Origin of the sequence: Rhizobium indicum (assembly GCF_005862305.2) — a bacterium.
Taxonomy (GTDB): Bacteria; Pseudomonadota; Alphaproteobacteria; order Rhizobiales; family Rhizobiaceae; genus Rhizobium; species Rhizobium indicum.
This window is the reverse complement of sequence record NZ_CP054021.1, coordinates 804317-821265: the sequence shown is the minus strand read 5'-3', so window position 1 is coordinate 821265 and position 16949 is coordinate 804317. Positions and strand designations below refer to the sequence as shown.

20 protein-coding genes and 3 tRNA genes are annotated in these 16949 nt (G+C 57.9%); 11 read left to right on the top strand and 12 right to left on the bottom strand.

What is annotated here, in order from left to right; all coding sequences use genetic code 11:
* Complete coding sequence (locus tag FFM53_RS04085; RefSeq protein WP_138387523.1) at positions 1 to 291, bottom strand: head-tail connector protein; 291 nt, start codon at positions 289 to 291, stop codon at positions 1 to 3.
* Between the two features lie 123 nt (positions 292 to 414).
* On the opposite strand from FFM53_RS04085, the gene FFM53_RS04080 reads away from it, so the two are divergent.
* Positions 415 to 570, top strand: a complete 156-nt coding sequence (locus FFM53_RS04080) for a hypothetical protein (protein ID WP_173883539.1) — start codon at positions 415 to 417, stop codon at positions 568 to 570.
* A 496-nt stretch (positions 571 to 1066) separates the two neighbouring features.
* Here the strand turns inward: FFM53_RS04080 and FFM53_RS04075 are convergent, their stop codons facing one another.
* From FFM53_RS04075 to FFM53_RS04055, 5 genes are all read right to left on the bottom strand, one after another.
* Positions 1067 to 1447: a hypothetical protein gene (locus tag FFM53_RS04075; protein WP_138387522.1), complete on the bottom strand. Its 381-nt coding sequence runs from the start codon at positions 1445 to 1447 to the stop codon at positions 1067 to 1069.
* A 68-nt stretch (positions 1448 to 1515) separates the two neighbouring features.
* A complete protein-coding gene (locus tag FFM53_RS04070; protein ID WP_138387521.1) occupies positions 1516 to 2637 on the bottom strand; it encodes a phage major capsid protein in 1122 nt (373 codons plus the stop codon).
* Entirely contained in the window at positions 2634 to 3170 is a 537-nt protein-coding gene (locus FFM53_RS04065; protein ID WP_138387520.1) for an HK97 family phage prohead protease, read from the bottom strand. Before FFM53_RS04065 ends, FFM53_RS04070 begins: the two co-directional genes overlap by 4 nt.
* Positions 3160 to 4365: a phage portal protein gene (locus tag FFM53_RS04060; protein ID WP_246413084.1), complete on the bottom strand. Its 1206-nt coding sequence runs from the start codon at positions 4363 to 4365 to the stop codon at positions 3160 to 3162. The genes FFM53_RS04065 and FFM53_RS04060 overlap by 11 nt, the downstream gene beginning before the upstream one ends.
* A complete protein-coding gene (locus FFM53_RS04055) occupies positions 4346 to 4786 on the bottom strand; it encodes a hypothetical protein (protein WP_138387519.1) in 441 nt (146 codons plus the stop codon). The genes FFM53_RS04060 and FFM53_RS04055 overlap by 20 nt, the downstream gene beginning before the upstream one ends.
* A gap of 894 nt (positions 4787 to 5680) precedes the next feature.
* Here FFM53_RS04055 and FFM53_RS04050 point away from each other — a divergent pair.
* Positions 5681 to 6823 (top strand): PDDEXK family nuclease, encoded by a 1143-nt coding sequence (locus FFM53_RS04050; protein ID WP_138387518.1) that lies wholly within the window; start codon positions 5681 to 5683, stop codon positions 6821 to 6823.
* A 170-nt stretch (positions 6824 to 6993) separates the two neighbouring features.
* On the opposite strand, the gene FFM53_RS04045 is transcribed toward FFM53_RS04050, so the two are convergent.
* From FFM53_RS04045 to FFM53_RS04035, 3 genes are all read right to left on the bottom strand, one after another.
* Positions 6994 to 8571 carry an AAA family ATPase gene (locus FFM53_RS04045; RefSeq protein ID WP_173883538.1) on the bottom strand — a complete coding sequence of 526 codons (1578 nt, stop codon included), beginning with the start codon at positions 8569 to 8571 and terminating at the stop codon, positions 6994 to 6996.
* 304 nt (positions 8572 to 8875) lie between these two features.
* On the bottom strand, positions 8876 to 9067 hold the full coding sequence (locus FFM53_RS04040) for a hypothetical protein (RefSeq protein ID WP_138387516.1): 192 nt from the start codon (positions 9065 to 9067) through the stop codon (positions 8876 to 8878).
* Complete coding sequence (locus FFM53_RS04035) at positions 9064 to 9264, bottom strand: helix-turn-helix domain-containing protein (RefSeq protein WP_246413082.1); 201 nt, start codon at positions 9262 to 9264, stop codon at positions 9064 to 9066. The genes FFM53_RS04040 and FFM53_RS04035 overlap by 4 nt, the downstream gene beginning before the upstream one ends.
* A 175-nt stretch (positions 9265 to 9439) precedes the next feature.
* On the opposite strand from FFM53_RS04035, the gene FFM53_RS04030 reads away from it, so the two are divergent.
* Both FFM53_RS04030 and FFM53_RS04025 read left to right on the top strand, forming a co-directional pair.
* The gene (locus FFM53_RS04030) at positions 9440 to 10678 is read left to right on the top strand and encodes a tyrosine-type recombinase/integrase (RefSeq protein ID WP_138387515.1); all 1239 of its coding nucleotides are present in this window, start codon (positions 9440 to 9442) and stop codon (positions 10676 to 10678) included.
* Positions 10679 to 10852: 174 nt separating this feature from the next.
* Positions 10853 to 11272: a hypothetical protein gene (locus tag FFM53_RS04025; RefSeq protein ID WP_171599487.1), complete on the top strand. Its 420-nt coding sequence runs from the start codon at positions 10853 to 10855 to the stop codon at positions 11270 to 11272.
* A 146-nt stretch (positions 11273 to 11418) separates the two neighbouring features.
* Here the strand turns inward: FFM53_RS04025 and FFM53_RS04020 are convergent, their stop codons facing one another.
* From FFM53_RS04020 to rlmB, 3 genes are all read right to left on the bottom strand, one after another.
* Entirely contained in the window at positions 11419 to 11556 is a 138-nt protein-coding gene (locus FFM53_RS04020) for a hypothetical protein (RefSeq protein WP_171599488.1), read from the bottom strand.
* A 64-nt stretch (positions 11557 to 11620) separates the two neighbouring features.
* The gene (locus tag FFM53_RS04015) at positions 11621 to 11779 is read right to left on the bottom strand and encodes a hypothetical protein (protein ID WP_003558513.1); all 159 of its coding nucleotides are present in this window, start codon (positions 11777 to 11779) and stop codon (positions 11621 to 11623) included.
* 328 nt (positions 11780 to 12107) lie between these two features.
* Positions 12108 to 12998: a 23S rRNA (guanosine(2251)-2'-O)-methyltransferase RlmB gene (rlmB, locus tag FFM53_RS04010; protein ID WP_138387514.1), complete on the bottom strand. Its 891-nt coding sequence runs from the start codon at positions 12996 to 12998 to the stop codon at positions 12108 to 12110.
* 201 nt (positions 12999 to 13199) lie between these two features.
* Between rlmB and FFM53_RS04005 the strand changes: the two genes are divergently transcribed.
* The 7 genes from FFM53_RS04005 (at position 13200) to secE (ending at position 16945) form a co-directional block, all read left to right on the top strand.
* Positions 13200 to 13284: transfer RNA gene (locus FFM53_RS04005), tRNA-Tyr, on the top strand.
* Between the two features lie 24 nt (positions 13285 to 13308).
* Positions 13309 to 13382, top strand: a tRNA-Gly gene (locus FFM53_RS04000).
* A gap of 348 nt (positions 13383 to 13730) precedes the next feature.
* The gene (gene tuf / locus FFM53_RS03995) at positions 13731 to 14906 is read left to right on the top strand and encodes an elongation factor Tu (RefSeq protein WP_020049533.1); all 1176 of its coding nucleotides are present in this window, start codon (positions 13731 to 13733) and stop codon (positions 14904 to 14906) included.
* Between the two features lie 201 nt (positions 14907 to 15107).
* Positions 15108 to 15242 (top strand): hypothetical protein, encoded by a 135-nt coding sequence (locus FFM53_RS36815; RefSeq protein WP_003547509.1) that lies wholly within the window; start codon positions 15108 to 15110, stop codon positions 15240 to 15242.
* Between the two features lie 169 nt (positions 15243 to 15411).
* Positions 15412 to 16305, top strand: a complete 894-nt coding sequence (locus FFM53_RS03990; protein WP_138387512.1) for an NAD-dependent epimerase/dehydratase family protein — start codon at positions 15412 to 15414, stop codon at positions 16303 to 16305.
* 168 nt (positions 16306 to 16473) lie between these two features.
* A tRNA-Trp gene (locus tag FFM53_RS03985) sits at positions 16474 to 16549 on the top strand.
* A gap of 195 nt (positions 16550 to 16744) precedes the next feature.
* On the top strand, positions 16745 to 16945 hold the full coding sequence (secE, locus tag FFM53_RS03980) for a preprotein translocase subunit SecE (RefSeq protein ID WP_003547514.1): 201 nt from the start codon (positions 16745 to 16747) through the stop codon (positions 16943 to 16945).
* Positions 16946 to 16949 lie beyond the last annotated feature (4 nt).

Genomic DNA, 16949 nt, shown 5'->3' with positions numbered 1-16949 from the left:
TCACTCCCACGCATAGGAGCGGCGCTCCCGGACAACATCCCAAACGGAAAAGGGCGCTTCAAAAAGGTTTTCACCGGTGGCCTCTCGGTTCTCATACCAATGGCCCACGAGCGCCAGGACAGCCTGCTTAAAGTCGTCTGGCACTGTCGGGAACTCGGTTTCGATTTCATAGCCGAGCAGGGACTCCAGATGGGCCTGCGCGGCCTCGATCTTGCCCTCGATGAGGTTGTCGTCATCGCTGAAAGTGATGCGCAGGTGCGCCTTTGCGGCGACAAGGTCGACGATTGCCATAGGATGAAATTCCCAATTAGAGGTTATACCGAAGAAGCCACCCACGCTGGTCCAACCCGTTTGGGGGGAAATTGACGACCGACCCCCGGTTGTGCGAGGCTGCGGCAGCATTGGGAGGCGAGAATGGATGCAGACGAAGTCAGGGAGACGCTTAGACGCGTGCTCCGCAATGAACTCGATGATTGCGAGAGAGCGATCCGCAATGAGGATCTAGACAAGGCAAGACGCGAGCTCGATGATGCCATCAGCAAGTTGAAGAGGCTGATGAACAGTATCTAACGCCCAAAGCCACCTTCACTCTTGATCGCCTTACGACGGTTGCAGATGTCGTGGTATGGCTGCCAGTTGCTGCGAGACCAGAACAGCTTCTTGTCACCCTTTGGCGCGATGATGTGATCGACCATGTTAGCAGGCCGACCGCAACCACAGGCGCACAATGGGCTACCAAGAGCAGCGAGCCAGGCTTTGCTTTCCTTGGCCCACTTGCCATCATAACCACGACTGGCCGCACTGCCGCGTGCTGCGTCAAGCTCGCGCTGACGGGCTGCTGCTCGCTTGGTGGAGCAATCGCATCGCGTACCCTTGGGCACGCTAAAGCCACAAGGGCAAATAACGTTTGGCATTGATGTTCCTTGAGATGAAGGCGGCCGGGATCACCCCGACCGCCGCCACGCGGTTACCAGCCGCTTAGCGTGATCATGATGGAAGAAGAGATTGGCGGGCCACCATGATCTTCAGGCGCCGCTCGCGCCCCACATCGTCCCGCCGGATTGGGTTAGGCGACCGGTCGGCTCGCCGCACGGCCCAGGACCGCAGCGACACCTGCCGCAATAGACGTTCCGGATGCCTTGGTCAGCACAGGGCGCACATAGCGTTTGAACCCGTGATAGCCGACTTTGAACGTGCCGCTTGCGGTGAGCACGGCCGGGGCGTTGCTCTTGACCTGTTCGGCAGCGACGGCTGCGAAGGTGACGTTATCGTCGGAGTCTTCGAGTGTGACACCGAACGCGCCAGAACCGACAATCGCGCCGGTCTGGACGAGAAACGCCAAGCTGCCAAAGCCGAGCGTGTCAATGCCGGTGCCGTTGGCGGAAGCAGACTGTACTGCGGGATCGATCGACGAACGCGCGCCGATATTAGCTGCGAGTGAACGCATATTATTCTCCTAGAAAATGAGGAGGGCGGCGCAGTGGCCGCCCGAATAGTGGGAAAGCTCGGAGGGCTTTACGCCGGGTTCTTCAGCTTCCGGAACTTCGCAGCCTGAAGCACAGCGCCACCCACCCGTCGGGTAGCGTGAAAGCGGGTAATGCCTTCCGTGGCTTTGATGTACGGATTGACGAGGATGGACAGGGCAAGACGATCGACGATGCGGTAGCCGCTGAAATCGCCGAAGATAACCGGAGACTTGTTGGCGCCGATATCGTCAGCCTCGATCAGTTCGATAACCGGACGGCCCAAAATAGTTTCAGGCTGGCCTAGAGTTAGGGCCGGCTGCCAGATGTACGAGCCCGTACCGCTTTCCTTCAACTTGCGAACAGCGGCGAGAGTCTTGCTGTTCATTCCCCAGGTGCCGGCAGCCCGGTAGGCGGCGGGCATGTCATAATAAACGTTGATCAGGTCATCCGCGGCAAGAGCGGCAGCGGCAGCCGCAGCATAGGACGTGATCGCCGTGTCGACGAAAAGGCCCTTCGGCATGTTGGAGCCGGTACCCGTGAGGAACGCAGCGGCCTCCTTCTGACCGAAGTCTTCAGCGAGCGCGAGGCGAACTTCCTGCTCTGCGGAGCCGGCCGAGTCAGCAAGCAGCTGATTCGAAATGTCGACGTAGGTGTTGACCTCGTTGACCGGGATTTCAGCCTGACCGAAACTCGGTTCGCTGGCCTCCTGTGACTGGGTTTCGCCCTTCCACTTCGCGTTCGTGACGCCGGTACGGGCCGGGTAAATCACGGAAGGCGAGCTCGTCGAGCGGACACTGGCAACGGCACGGATCGGGGAGAACTGGACCAGGTTGCGAACGAATTCGGTCGACATTTCTGCGGGAGCGAGGTAACCGCCCTGTGGATCGCTCGAAACCGTGAGGGTCTTAAGTTCTTCAGGGCCGGCTTTGTCGCCAGTGCGGAGATAGGCTTCGAACGACTTCTGCTCAGCCGACGGCTCATTGTCATTGGCTGCGCGAATGATGTTCGGGCGGGCGAGCTTCGTTTCAAGCTCGGTAATGCGAGCGACAAGCTTGTTGTCGTTGTCTGCTTTGGCCTTGACCTCGGTAGTGAGTGTCTCGAGCGCCGTTTTGACTTCGACGATCGTATCTTCGGATTCGGACTTGGTTTCGAGTTTAAGAGCAGCGCTCATTTTGATTCCTTGATTTTGCGGGTGGTGTCATTGATGGCGGCGACGAGCTCTGAAAAGCTGGCGGCCTGTTGCTTGACGGCTGAAATGGTCGCCGCTTCGTTCATCGCGAACGTCACGATGGACACCTCGCGAAGTTCGACTTCGTGCAGGAGGCGAGCACCCTGCTTGCGGTCCAGTTCGTCGCGTACCGTCCGGAAGCCGATGGACAGGGAGTCATAAGCGCCCGCTTTCATCAGCTCGTAGGTTTCGCGCCCTTTGACCGTTTCAAGAATGAGGCGCCCGGTGGCCTTGAGCCCCTTGGCGTCTTCCTCAAACTTCAGCCAGATGCCGACAGGCTCGCGCGTATCGTGCTGGAGAAGCATCTTGACCTTGCCGGGCGGGTAGGCCGCTAGCGACTTCTTGAAGGCGCCTGGCATGACGACGTCCCGACCACGGTCTTTGACGCCGAAGACGCTGGCGTAGCCGGTGAATGTGCCGTCCTCGGCAATGGCCTTTGTGTCGAGTTCGATAAGCGTTCCGGGACTATTTGCCATTGGCGGCTTCTTTCGGTGATGGTGTGTTGTCGTTCGCGGCTGGTTTCGCCGTGTCGATCGCCGGATTGGCGAACTCGTTGCCGCCGTCACGAGGTGGCATACCGAGCCAGTCGCGGGCTTCGTTCGGATTTAGAACCCGTGCCGTGATAAGAGTGCTGATGGCCGTAGCGCGCGCCGTGAGGTCGGCTTGGCTGGTGTCGTCAATGTCGAAGGCAAAGCGATATTCGCCGCGCTCCTCTTCAGACAGGAGCGTGCGATTGAAGGCGGCCTCAAGGATCCGCAGCCACGGAATCAGCGTGTATTGGATGAATTCCTTGGCTTGCTGTTCGGAGTTACCCCACGTGTTGCGGGTCAGCTCAAAGAGCATGCCCGGTGGGACTCTGAATGCGCGCGCCACCTCGAGTATCTGGAAGGTCCGGCTGGCCGTGAACTCGCCATCGACGCTGGTTAGCGCCATCTGCTTGTAAACGGCGCCTTCATAGAGCACGGCGGTTTTGCCAGCGTTCGCCTTGCCGCTGAACGCCGCCTTCCAGCCGGCCAGCAACGCCTTGACGCCATCAGACCCTAGTTTTTGAGGGGTTTCGATAACCCCGCCAGGGCGGGCGCCGTTCGTCCATAGGCCATTTGCATAGCCTTCCATAGCACTGGCCGTGCTGATGGCGCTGCGGGCCATGGACAGTGGGCATCGCGTGAATGGGCCGCGGACACGCATGATGTTCTTCGATGAAGCGAACTGCCCGCCAATCCGGTATTTCGGTTCGCCGGTCTTATCGTCTTCGTCTACCCCTATGATGCCGTCTCGATAGACGATCATTTCGCGCGGCTCGCCGTTCACCTTGGTGACATAGCAAAGCGCGCCGGTATCCTTGGTCAGGGCACCAGCGACAAGATCGCGAATGATCTCAAAGCCGCTCGTCCAGCCGTTGGCCTGGCCTGTGAGAAGCTTCAGGCCGGGATGGTCCGTTACATCTTCTTCAGCGTCACCGACCTTGCGCTTGAGTTTCAAGTCCAGGCTGGCCGCAGCTTCTGAGATGATGCGCACAGCAGCAGAGACGGCTGGAACTGAAAGCGCCTCGGCATTGCTGATCGACGTGCCAGCGGGCATGGCACCGAAGAGTTCGAGCAGTTCCGCCGTCGGATCGCCCAGGGATTTGGTTTCGACGGCGGGAGGGGTTTTATTCTGAAACGGCCACAACGGCGGTCTCCTTTATGTGTTCGCATGCCGCAACGATGTCGTCAGTGATCTTGCCGACCGGCAGGACGATCATCGAACTGCTGCCAGGCAGGACAGGCAGGCCCGACAGCATGCGTCCCGATGTCGACGACACCGACAGGACAGGGACGACAAGAAGCGCGTCACCGGGCGGTGGCGTGGCAAGGTGTTCGAACGCTTGCGCTATGGCGGTTGGCCAATTGCGGCCGGCGCGGTCAAGCTCGTAGGCCACCCGCAAGACGGTGATGTCTTTGGCGGAGAACCAGCGTCGACCTTTTCGCTTTTCGGAAAAGAGCGGCGATAAAGGTTTCGTTCGATTGATGATGACGTCGAGGTGAGCGCGGTGGATCCCCGCCACGCGGGCGGCTTCCGCCACGGCATATTCGCGGGCAGTCCAAGACATTGGCTAACCTTTGTTAGATTTTCGATTGGGCAAAACAAAAGCCGCTCGCCGTAGAGGACGCTCCGGCGAGCGGCTTGATCAACCTCGCAGCGACATGCGCGCAAGGGATGGTATCGCCGCGCGTACATCCGGCGTCGGCAATAAAAAGCCGCCCGGTGAGGAGCGGCTGGATTGTCTTCACTCTACTCTCCCCGAGATCGGAGAAAGTCAGGTCTTCCTATAAAGGTACGCATTAACTGCACACGAAAAGTCAGATGGCTGGAAAAAAATCCATCTCAACCCCTGGTGACTTGAATGCGCGTGAGGGTCCGTCACCTTCATCTATACAGGTGACAAATCGTCGGAATTTAAACATTAGGCCGCATATTTATTGAGGGCGGCCCATGTCAGTCCGTACTCAAACCCTTGGTGACTTGAGTTCCCATGGCATACGGTCAGGCCTCAACTATCCACACCACGGGATGCCGCAAAGGGACGGCCCCTTCACCTCTACAGGTAACAACTTCCTGTTATTCCTACCTATAAAGCCAGTTTATCGATGGCGGCGGCGGCAGTCAGCAAATGCGCGGCTCTCACCCCTCGGGGACTTGGAGCGGCGTGGTGCGACGGCTTCAACTATACAGGTGACAACTTCGCAAAAAATGGACCTCTCATACTAACCAATTGACACGGCATTGGTGGGTCTCAACCCTTGGCGACCTGAATTCGCGTGGCATACGGCCAGGCTGCGGTAGGCGTGGGAATCCCCGAGTTAGCGATAGTGCGGATGGAGGTGGCCGGTCCCGGTGGCGAGATGCAGCGTGCTCTCCGGCGGCAGCTTGCCGTTCTGGGAGCTTCTATTTGTTGACCGCGGAGTATAATGCGAATCACGCTATTCTGCTGTGAGGATCGCAATTGTCGAAGGCCGGTTATACGCGAACCATAAACCCGCTCCAATTTAGCGCCTTGGAACCAAAACGCTTTGAAGATCTCGTGAGGCAGTTGCTTTACGAATTCCGAACTTGGCGCCAGTTGGAGGCCACCGGACGATCAGGATCGGACGACGGATTCGATGCAAGGGGCTGGGAGGTATACTCGCCTTTTCCGGCAGATCTTGAAGACGAGGAACCGGAAACGCAAGATAGGGTCTGGTTGATACAGTGCAAGCGTGAGCGCAGCATCGGGCCAGCCAAACTGATCAAATATCTCAATGACATTCCCGAAGAAGAACGAGAGAAAATCTACGGGATTATTCTTTGCGCGCCGACTGATTTCTCAAAAACGAGCCGCGACAAGTTCCGACTGTGGTGCAACGATAAAGGTATCTCCGAGTGCCATCTCTGGGGAGAAGCCGAACTGGAGGACGCGTTATTCAGCCCTCGGAATGACCATCTCCTATTCGCCTATTTCGGGCTTTCTCTTCAAATCCGCAGACGCTCTGAGCAAGCCCGGCTTCGGGCACGGACGACAATCAAGCGGAAACTCAAGCGAGCTTTCGTTGGCAAAAATGACGTTCTTATTAGGGCGGCCGATGATGACCAATACCCTTACAGCCATGGTCGTGAAGACTTCAGATGGTGGGTGTATTCGGCCCCACAGCTAACTCACAGTGGGTTAAGGTTGCAGTGGCGGAGGCACTACGCTTACCTAAATCTCGAGACGAATGAATGGGATTGCGCAAATGGATTTAACTCGGACTTGAACATGCGTCACGGTGATCCGTGGAGAGGTTCTATTGAGCGCACAGCCGAAGAGAATTCTCTTTGGGAAGTCTGGTATGGTATCCCGGAAGCCCAGCGCGCGTTGATAAGTGTTGCGGGTATAATACCTTTTGACTCCATATTAGAAGTTGATGAAATCGGAGATGAGATAACCGATCACCCGCACATCTTTGTGACCTTGGAAGCAAATTGCACCCACCCTTTTCTCGACTGTTTGGTCGAGCCAAGCTACTTCAATTCTCATCTTGCGGTGGACATCGAATTGGACCCCGCCACTAGAGTCAGCTATTTTCCGGAGAAATTCCGGAAAATATTGGTGGATGAGCCGACCGCATAGGCGGCTTATGCGGTCGTGCATTTGGGAGTGCGAACAACCGGTAGGGCTTCCACCCTACCAGGGGTGTTCCACCCCTATGGGGGTTATAGGGGGTGGAAGGAACAGGGGGGTGGAACAGGGGTGGTAGGGGGGGGGAACGTAGGGTGGAAATCTTTCACCGTGGAAGATTGTTACTCCGCCCCGAAGCGTTCCGCCGCCAGGATGAGCCGTTGTCTCGGCTTCGAGGGAGGCCCTTCCATCACAACGCGGAGCTCGCCGGCAGCAATCAAACGCTGCATTGCCGCCTCCAGCATCTTCACTGAAAGCCCCTCGACATCAGGACGCTCGGCCATGACCTTTGGTGCATAGTTCAATCCCTTGGTCTTGGCGACACGCTCGCCAGACCTGTTAATGGCCGACAGCACGTCGCGGAAGATGCGTTCGGCGCGGACATTCATCAAAGCAGAGCCAGGAGATGGCTTGCCATCGTCGAGCACAAAGACACCGTCCTTCCAACGCAACTTCATCTCTCCGCCGGTGGAACCATAGTTCGATTTCTTCGTCGTTAGAAACCGTAGGTCTTGATCCGCATCCTTTCCTTCCGGGCGCGTCATATAGAGCCTGGATCGAACCGAGTTGTTCCACGCCGTGCTGCCTGAAGATCCGGTGCCAGACTGCATCCCTGAGACGGATGGATGCGTCAGTAGCACGACCGCGCAATTAAGCGGAATGGCCACTTTCCGCAGCATACCGATAAACTGCCGAACCTGACCGCGTTTGATTTCATCACCGCCGAAGAGGTCGGCTGCCGTGTCGAGAATGATGAGTTCAGGCAGGAAGTCGTTAACCATCTTCACGAGGTCGACGTAGAGTTCGGTCGGCTGCATGTTGCCGCGACGGTCAGGGACGGAAAGGAGTGCGTCCATATCGGCCAACGGCACGAGCCGGAAATCTGAAAGGTCGCTCAGCGACTTCCCGTGAGCCGTTACGATATCGTCTAGGCGACGGTGGAATTCTTCTGCTTCGTCTTCGGCGCCGAGATAGACTACGCGGCCAGCAGACGGGTGCATCCCCATAGTCTCGACGCCAAGCGCGCCGGCGGCAGCAATCTGTAGGGCGAGTAAAGATTTGCCGACGCCGCCGTCGCCCGAGACGATCGTCACCTGACGGCTGGGAATGAGGCCTTGCAGATACCATTCACGGGCCGGTACGGGCTTGCCGTGCCATTCGGCGGGGCAGACAACGGGAAGCGAGGTGGGCGCTACGGCTGGCGTCTGCTGTGGCGCGGGAGGCCTGTTATCGTTGGCGGCGACGGGTGGGGCTTTCGGAGCGAATAGCTCCTCGCGAAGCTTCGCCATCGACTTTTGCAGCTCGGTCGGTTCCTTCGGAGGCGGCCTGTTGCCGAGATCTCGGCCGATGATGCTGTCCGCAACGACGCGGTCGATTTCGGGTCCGTGGATCTGAAACATTCCAGGGATGCCGGTCTCGTGATGCAATGTTACGATGAATGTCGAGTCGGGATCGCAGCCATCAATGTTACTTACGATGACGCAGGCGCGCTTTTCGGCCTGCTCGTATTCTGGCCATTCATCGGCTGGTAGGCTGGAGACGTTGGCCGGTCCCGTGTTTTCCCAATCCGGCTCCCCGGTTGCGTTGGCGGGGGCTAGGACGACGTCGACGCTGCAGTGTCCGTGGTCGTAAAGGCGGTCATAAATTCCGAAAATCATTGCCTCGCGGCTATCGGAGGCCGGGGTTTCCCGCAGGCTCATTGCCCGTAGTTCTTCGAGATTGGTTTCAAGCCGCGGCGAGGTCATTGTCATAGGCTTGTGCGCCTCCCATTGCTGCCTCGAGGGCCTTCAAGATTTCAGCCGCGAGCGGCGGCGCAAACGTTGCGGAATGCTTGCCGTAAGCGTTCGGCGCCAGGATACGGGAGAAGCCGTTTGGTAGCCGCCTCATGGCCAGATTGTAGAGCCGCAAGTTCGGACCTATTTGCGCGTCAAAAACGCATACGTCGGCAGGTCGCCACGGTGGGCGGACGTCTATTATCTCGATCATTGGTTTCCTTGTGGGGTGCTAGTACTCTAGATGGACCGTGACCTTGGTCAGGTTTCCATCCGCGTCCACGTCGTACTCGACCCGCTTCGCTTGAAGGTGATTTGTGCCGCCGAGATAGTGGAATGAAACCCAATCGCCGGTGCCGGGCGCGGCCGGCCAATCGACGTCTAGGCCGTTGGGATGGTCTTCGCTTTTGATGGTGATCTTCATGCCGATTTCTCCGCAGTTGCCATCCAAGAGGTGAGGGAGGATCGACGGGCAGCTACCGTGCCGCCGAGATGGAAGTTAGGAATGATGGAGTCGCTGCAGAGCCGGTAGGCCTGCCGCTGGGTAATTCCGAGATACTTGGCAATGGCTTTGGCTCCCATAAGCAGGTCGCCTCCGACGTTATCGTTCGCAGCTTGCAATTTTTCCTCCAAGTGGGGTTGACAGGTTTTGTAAACATGCTAATTTCGATGGTGGATAACTGTGCCTTGTCCACATCCAGAACATTGTTGTAAATATACAAAAATGTCAAGGTTTTTACCTTGATTACCTATTTGCGTCGTGTTTTCATGCGCCACACAGATCAGGGGGTCATGAATGGCAACGATAACCAAACGAAAATGGACGACAAGCAAGGGCGTCGAGCGCGAGGCTTGGGTGCTGGCCTATACCGATGCGGGCGGCAAGCGACATAAAGAGCAATTCGAGAAGAAGCGGGATGCCGAGGCTCGCCGCACCGAGGTGACGCATCAGGTCGTCAGCGGCACGTATCGAGCCGACGCGGCCGCAACCACGATAGATGATGCTGTGACGGATTACCTAAAGTTACTCGCGGCACGGCGAGAACGCGGCGAACATGTGACCGAACATTATTATAGGACCGTAGAAGGACAGTTGCGAAATTACGTTGCCCCGACGGACGAGCACCGAGCAAAGCAGGCGGAGAAGACCAGAATTATTTTCGACGGTGGAATCGGTGCTGTGAAGCTTTCCCAAGCGTCTGCGAAGGTGATTGGCGATTTCCGCGATCGGTTGCGGGCGGCCGGCGTCGGCGTGGTGACGACCCGGCGCATTCTTGGGAGTCTCTCGCGCGCGCTCCAAAATGCTGTTGGCAATGACCTGATGGCGATCAATCCGGCGGCAAGCATCCGCGTCACCGGCAAGCGAGGCGAGGGGTCTAAGAAGGTTGTACCGCCATCAAAGGCGGATCTTGCGGCAGCGTTGGCCGAAGCAGCAGGAAGCTTGAGGGTTCGTATGCGGCTCTCGGCTTCATCCGGCGTCCGCGCTTCGGAACTCTATGCACTTCGCTGGAAACATGCGGCATTCAACGCTGGCGAGCTCACCGTCGACGGTCGTGTCGACGCTTACAAAAATGAGGACACCACCAAGTCAACAGCAGGCATCCGGCGCGTGCCACTCTCCTCAGCTATGTTGGCCGAGTTGCGAGCATGGAAAGAAGCAGCCAAGAGCTCGGAAGCAGAAGATCTGATTTTCCCAAATGCCAAGGGCGGTTTCCTCGATCATAAGAATATCCTGAAACGCGAGTTCCGGCCGCTGCTTGTCGCTGCCGCCAAGAAGGCTACAGATGAAGGCAGGAAGTTCAAACCGTTCAATTGGCATGCGCTCCGCCACTTCGCGATCAGCACATGGATCGAAGCTGGTATGCAACCCAAGACGGTTCAAACCTTTGCCGGTCATTCCTCACTCGCCGTCACCATGAGCCGGTATGGGCACATGTTTCCAAGCGATACTCACCGTAACATCATGGATCAGATTTCGACGTCCATTTTCGTCGATGGCGCACAAATGGCGCATGAAGCCGCAGAAGCGCTGTGATATAAGGATTACCACCTGATTTGTAATCAGGGGGTCGCGAGTTCGAACCTTGCCGGGGGCACCATTCTTTTCCGCGCGATACCGTTTGCTAGTCCATAGTCTGGGTTCGACGCTGTTGCGCTCAATCGCACCAGCAGACTTTTCAGAAGGTTCATATCGCTCGATGAACCGCGCGTGAAGGGCTGCTTCACCGCCAATTCAGCCGCGCCCGCTTATCTTCGCCTCATCATCAATGAGGAAATAGCCATGAAGCTCGCACATCTCTTTCTCGCCGCAACCATTTCCGTCGGCGCGGCTTTCGCGTCCGTCGCACCGGCGGCCGCCATGCCGGCCGAGCGGCCGGCGGTGACGGCGCAGGGCGACATCGTTCAAATTCGTGATGGCTGGCGAGGTGATCGCGACCACGACGACCGTGGCTGGCGACGTGATCGCGACCGGGATGATCGTGGCTGGCGCGATGGGCGCGATTGGCGCCGGTCCGACTGGCGCGATGATCGCCGTCACGGGCGGCGGTGGCGTGCCGAGCGTTGGCAGGAACGCCGCGACTGGCGCCATCGCGATCGCGGCATGCCGTTCTGGCTCTACCGCAGCTGACGATAACGGCCCGGATCATCCGGGCCGTTATTTTAGAGCATGATGCCGAAAAGTGTGATCGGTTTTCGGACGACATCATGCTCCCACTATTTATTTTTAGAACAGGATTCAGATTTTAGGCCGAGCCGGCCTAAAGTCATCCTGTTCTAATGAGTGAGGGGTTCGTTGACGCTCGCCTCGATCCTGTCGCCATTGCCGGTCTGTCCGGCGCCGGAGGGCGACATCATCGCGATGCTGAGTACGGAGGCGATCATGAAGGCGACGACGGCGATCATTATGCGCATAAGCGTTCAATCCTCGTTCGATTCCGGGATTAACGCATGATCTCCGTCCGCGTTCCTGCAAGTATTATTGCACCTGGCCCGGCGTCGCGGGGCCAGGCGCCGTCGGCGAGAGAGGATCGGGCTGGTGGATGGGGTGCGACGTGTCCACCCAAATGATGCTGATGATAATCACGACGAAGACCGCGATGAAGAGGATACCGAAAATCAGCGGTCGAATGGCCATGATAGGGATCGTTCCTTCTTGCTTGTGAGCCGGTCGCAACAACCGGTCGTCGCCCGATCATAGTGCTCCAGGGCGTCATTCCAAGGCAAAAGTGGATTTTTCCGGCATCGGTCGGGCGTTGCACGAGCGTTGTCCGTGTCCTTTTCCATTTGTCGCGCCGCATCGAACTCCTGCATAATTCCTTAAATCCGAATCGATAGCGCGTCTGAAAAGACGCGCGGCGCTGTACGTCACGGATGATCGTCTATCCCGTCGAAGTGGCCTATGCAGGCGATACGGCGCGCAGGCCGATGGACGGATCGACCGGCTGCCCTTGCTGCGGGCCAGCCTATGCCTTCAGGTGAAGCCGCGCCGCATAAAGCGCGATTGCTGCCGCATTCGAGACGTTGAGCGATTTGATCGAGCCCGGCATGTCGAGACGGGCAAGTGCGTTGACGGTTTCCCGCGTCTTCTGCCGAAGTCCCTTGCCCTCGGAGCCGAGCACGAGCGCCACCTTCTGGCCCGAGAAGGTGCCTTCGAGTGGCGCCGGCCCTTCCGAATCAAGGCCGATGGTGGAGAAACCGAGCTTGTGCAATTCACCGAGTGCATCGGCGAGATTGGTGACCTGTATATAAGGTATCAGTTCCAGCGCGCCGGAGGCGGACTTGGCGAGCACGCCCGATTCGGTCGGGCTGTATCGCTGCGTGGTGATTACCGCGCCGGCATTGAAGGCGACGGCCGAGCGCATGATCGCGCCGACATTGTGCGGATCGGTCACCTGATCGAGGACGAGCAGGAGAGGACTTTCCTTCAGTGCTTCGAGCCGGCGTACCGGAAGCGGCCGTGTTTCCAGCATGACGCCCTGATGGATCGCCTCGGGGCCGAGCACCTTGTCGATCTCCTGCGGCGAAACGATCTCGAAGGGAATGCCGAGCGCCTCGACGTCGACTTCGAGGCGCGCCAGCGCATTCTGAGTCACGAACAGCTTGATCTTCTTGCGCTCGGGATTGTCGAGCGCTGCGCGCACCGTATGCAGGCCATAGAGATGCACCTGGTCGGGCGCAAGCGCCGGCGGCTTCCAGTCTTCGCCGCCGCGCTTTCGCTTCTGCGGCTGAGGTGTCGGAATCTCCCCGCGTTCGCGCTTGGCGTCGCGGTGGGCGCGCCGCAGAGTGGCGTAATGCGTATCCTTGGCAGATGGGTCTGTCGCGGTCTTGCCGCCGGATTTGTTGTCTTTGCTCATGCAGCTTTATAGCCATGGCGCTCGCTGCCGCATAGGCTTTCTTTCATATGCCGGCTTTCGGTGGTGAATGAAATTTTTCGTGTTTTTTCCGTTGTCATCGTGTTGACAGACTGAAATGCTCCGGTCATATACGCGGCGCAGACGACGGGCAGCAACGCTTCGAAGTCTGACGAACTTGGTCTTGCGATCCGGACGAAAACTGGAGAGATGCCCGAGTGGTTAAAGGGGACGGACTGTAAATCCGTTGGCTCAGCCTACGTTGGTTCAAATCCAACTCTCTCCACCATTCGTCATCGGATCGGACCACCCCGCGGGTATAGCTCAATGGTAGAGCAGCAGCCTTCCAAGCTGAATACGCGGGTTCGATTCCCGCTACCCGCTCCAGTTTCCGTTACGCTACTTTATTCGACCGCTGCTGTGATAGTCCCCGAGATATCTCCGGCGCTGGCGAAGAAGCTGACGATTGCGATTATCGACTGGTGGGGAAGGGCGCTCTACGCCGAACGTCTATAGCGCGTCTCCGGCGGTCAATGCGATTTTCTCTAAGATTTCAGCGATTTTCGAGGGGGCTTTGGCGAATCGCCTTGCAGGCGGCGAATTGTCTCCCATATGCGCTGTCAGGCCAAGTTTGGCGTCTGCAATTAAGTCTTGCGCAATGTCGCTGAAAGCCTTAAACGGCGGCACTAAACCGGTTCGCCGGGGCCACCATTTTCGTTCACAGGAAGCATTCAAATGGGAAAGAGTAAGTTTGAGCGCAACAAGCCGCACGTCAACATTGGCACGATTGGCCACGTTGACCACGGCAAGACGTCTCTGACGGCAGCGATCACGAAGTACTTCGGTGAGTACAAGGCGTACGACCAGATCGACGCGGCTCCGGAAGAAAAGGCGCGTGGCATCACGATTTCGACGGCTCACGTTGAATACGAGACGCCGGCCCGCCACTACGCCCACGTCGACTGCCCCGGCCACGCCGACTACGTCAAGAACATGATCACCGGTGCTGCCCAGATGGACGGCGCGATCCTGGTGTGCTCGGCCGCTGACGGCCCGATGCCGCAGACGCGCGAACACATCCTGCTGGCTCGCCAGGTCGGCGTTCCGGCAATCGTTGTGTTCCTGAACAAGGTCGACCAGGTTGACGACGCCGAGCTTCTCGAACTGGTCGAGCTCGAAGTTCGTGAACTGCTGTCGTCCTACGACTTCCCGGGCGACGATATCCCGATCGTCAAGGGTTCGGCGCTTGCTGCTCTCGAAGATTCGGACAAGAAGATCGGCGAAGACGCGATCCGCGAACTGATGGCTGCTGTCGACGCCTACATCCCGACGCCTGAGCGTCCGATCAACCTGCCGTTCTTGCTGCCGATCGAAGACGTGTTCTCGATCTCTGGCCGCGGTACGGTTGTGACCGGCCGCGTCGAGCGTGGCATTGTCAAGGTTGGCGAAGAAGTCGAGATCGTCGGCATCCGCCCGACGACGAAGACGACGGTGACCGGCGTTGAAATGTTCCGCAAGCTGCTCGATCAGGGCCAGGCTGGCGACAACATCGGCGCGCTGATCCGCGGCGTTACCCGTGACGGCGTTGAGCGTGGCCAGATTCTGTGCAAGCCGGGTTCGGTCAAGCCGCACAAGAAGTTCATGGCTGAAGCCTACATCCTGACGAAGGAAGAGGGCGGCCGTCATACGCCGTTCTTCACCAACTACCGTCCGCAGTTCTACTTCCGCACGACCGACGTGACCGGCATCGTAACGCTGCCGGAAGGCACGGAGATGGTCATGCCGGGCGACAACGTCACGGTATCGGTCGAGCTGATCGTTCCGATCGCGATGGAAGAAAAGCTGCGCTTCGCGATCCGCGAAGGCGGCCGCACCGTCGGCGCCGGTATCGTCGCGTCGATCGTCGAGTAACTTTCGAGTTATCCGCAATTATGAAGACCCCGCTGGAAACAGCGGGGTTTTCATTTTCATGGCTTCCTGTAGGTTTAACAGGTGTTGTAAAAATATCGTTAAGTTGGCCTGTCACAGTATTTTGTTCATCTCACGTTCAGAAACCGGTTTGTGATTGGACCATTGTAGTCCAGACTCCTCCTTGCAAAGAGGAGAGCCCGGATGATTCCAAAGGCCACATTCGCTGCGACGATATTCGCGATGTATGTTTTCACGATGTTTTTCATCGCTGCAATTCCGCAAGAAGTTGTTCAGTCTGCCGTCGTGCAGATTGGTGAGGTAAGTGTCGTCAAGTGATGACCTTTGCCGAGCATCGCAGGGTTCTGCGGTGATCGGAAATGATCGGCCAGGTGCTCCCGGATAGGGCTTCTGGCGACGCGGGGGTGAACCCTTGCAGGACGCTCGCTTGCTCTTCGCGCGGAAGCGTCTATCTATGCCTCCGATTTCATGACGCGGAGGATATTCCATGAAGAGACGTATTCTATTCACCGGCGGTTCGGGCAAGGCAGGTCGCCATGCGGTGCCGTGGCTCGTCAATGCCGGTTACGAGGTTCACAACCTCGATCTCGTGCCGCTGGATAGCCCCGGCGTCACCAATCTCATCGCCGACATCACCGATAGCGGTCAGGTCTTCAACGCGCTCTCGATGCATCGCGATTTTCCCGATCTCGACGCGGGCAGGGGCGTGCAGCCCTTCGACGCCGTCGTGCATTTCGCCGCCATCCCGCGCATCCTGATCAAGCCCGACAACGAAACCTTCCGCATCAACACGATGGGCACCTATAATGTCATCGAGGCGGCGGTGAAGCTCGGCATCCGCAAGATCATCGTCGCATCGAGCGAGACGACTTACGGCGTCTGCTTTGCCGAAGGCCATCGCGATTTCCACCAGTTCCCGCTGGAGGAGGATTATGACGTCAATCCGATGGACTCCTACGGCCTTTCCAAGGTGGTCAACGAAAAGACGGCGCGCGCCTTTGCCGAACGTTCGGGCTTCGACATCTATGCGCTGCGCATCGGCAATGTCATCGAGCCTGACGAATACGAGAAGTTTCCGACCTTTTTCGCCAATTCCGAGATGCGCAAGCGAATCGCCTGGAGCTACATCGACGCCCGCGATCTCGGGCAGATCTGCCATCTCTGCATCGAGAAGGACGGTCTCGGCTACCAGGTTTTCAACGCTGCCAACGACACCGTCTCTGCCAATACGCCATCGAAAGAGCTTGCGAAGCGATTCTTTCCGAACGTGCCCTTCACCCGCGAGATCGGCGAATATGAGGGTCTGCTCTCCAACCGGAAGATCCGCGAGGTGCTGGGTTTTAAGGAAGAACACGATTGGCGGAAATATGTGAAGGTCTGAACGGACCGCGGTTCCGCGATTGAAAGGCCGATCGCTCCCATATCAGGAGAATGGCTTTGAAAATCGAAAATCGTGCTTGCCAATCCCGTGCCGTCGTCTTAAAGGGAGCGCCATGCTTTTCAGCAGCGATTTGCGGGCCTTGGCTCAGGCGCTGAATGATCGGTATGAAGGGGTATAGCTCAGTTGGTAGAGCGGCGGTCTCCAAAACCGCAGGTCGTAGGTTCGAGCCCTACTGCCCCTGCCATTTTCCTGGATGCGGGACAGCGCGGACATGCTCGCGGCATTTCCGCTCGGGGATTGATTGGTGGCAAGTAATTTCGTTAAACTTCGGTTTCCCCCTTGTGTATTCGGAAATCGGTGTTTATTTAGGGTTCAACAGACACGCGGTGCGTGGGGCTGATAGTTTCAGCTTTACGCGCCGTAATTGCGTGGGCAGTCGATGGCATCCAAATCCAATCCGTTTGCGTTTCTGCAGCAGGTTCGCTCCGAGACGTCCAAAGTTACATGGCCGTCGCGCCGCGAGACCATGATCTCGACGGTCATGGTGCTGGTGATGGTGGTTTTCGCCGCGCTGTTTTTCTTTGCCGCTGACCAGCTGATCGGCTGGGCTCTGAGCTTCGTGCTGAATACCGGCAACTGATACG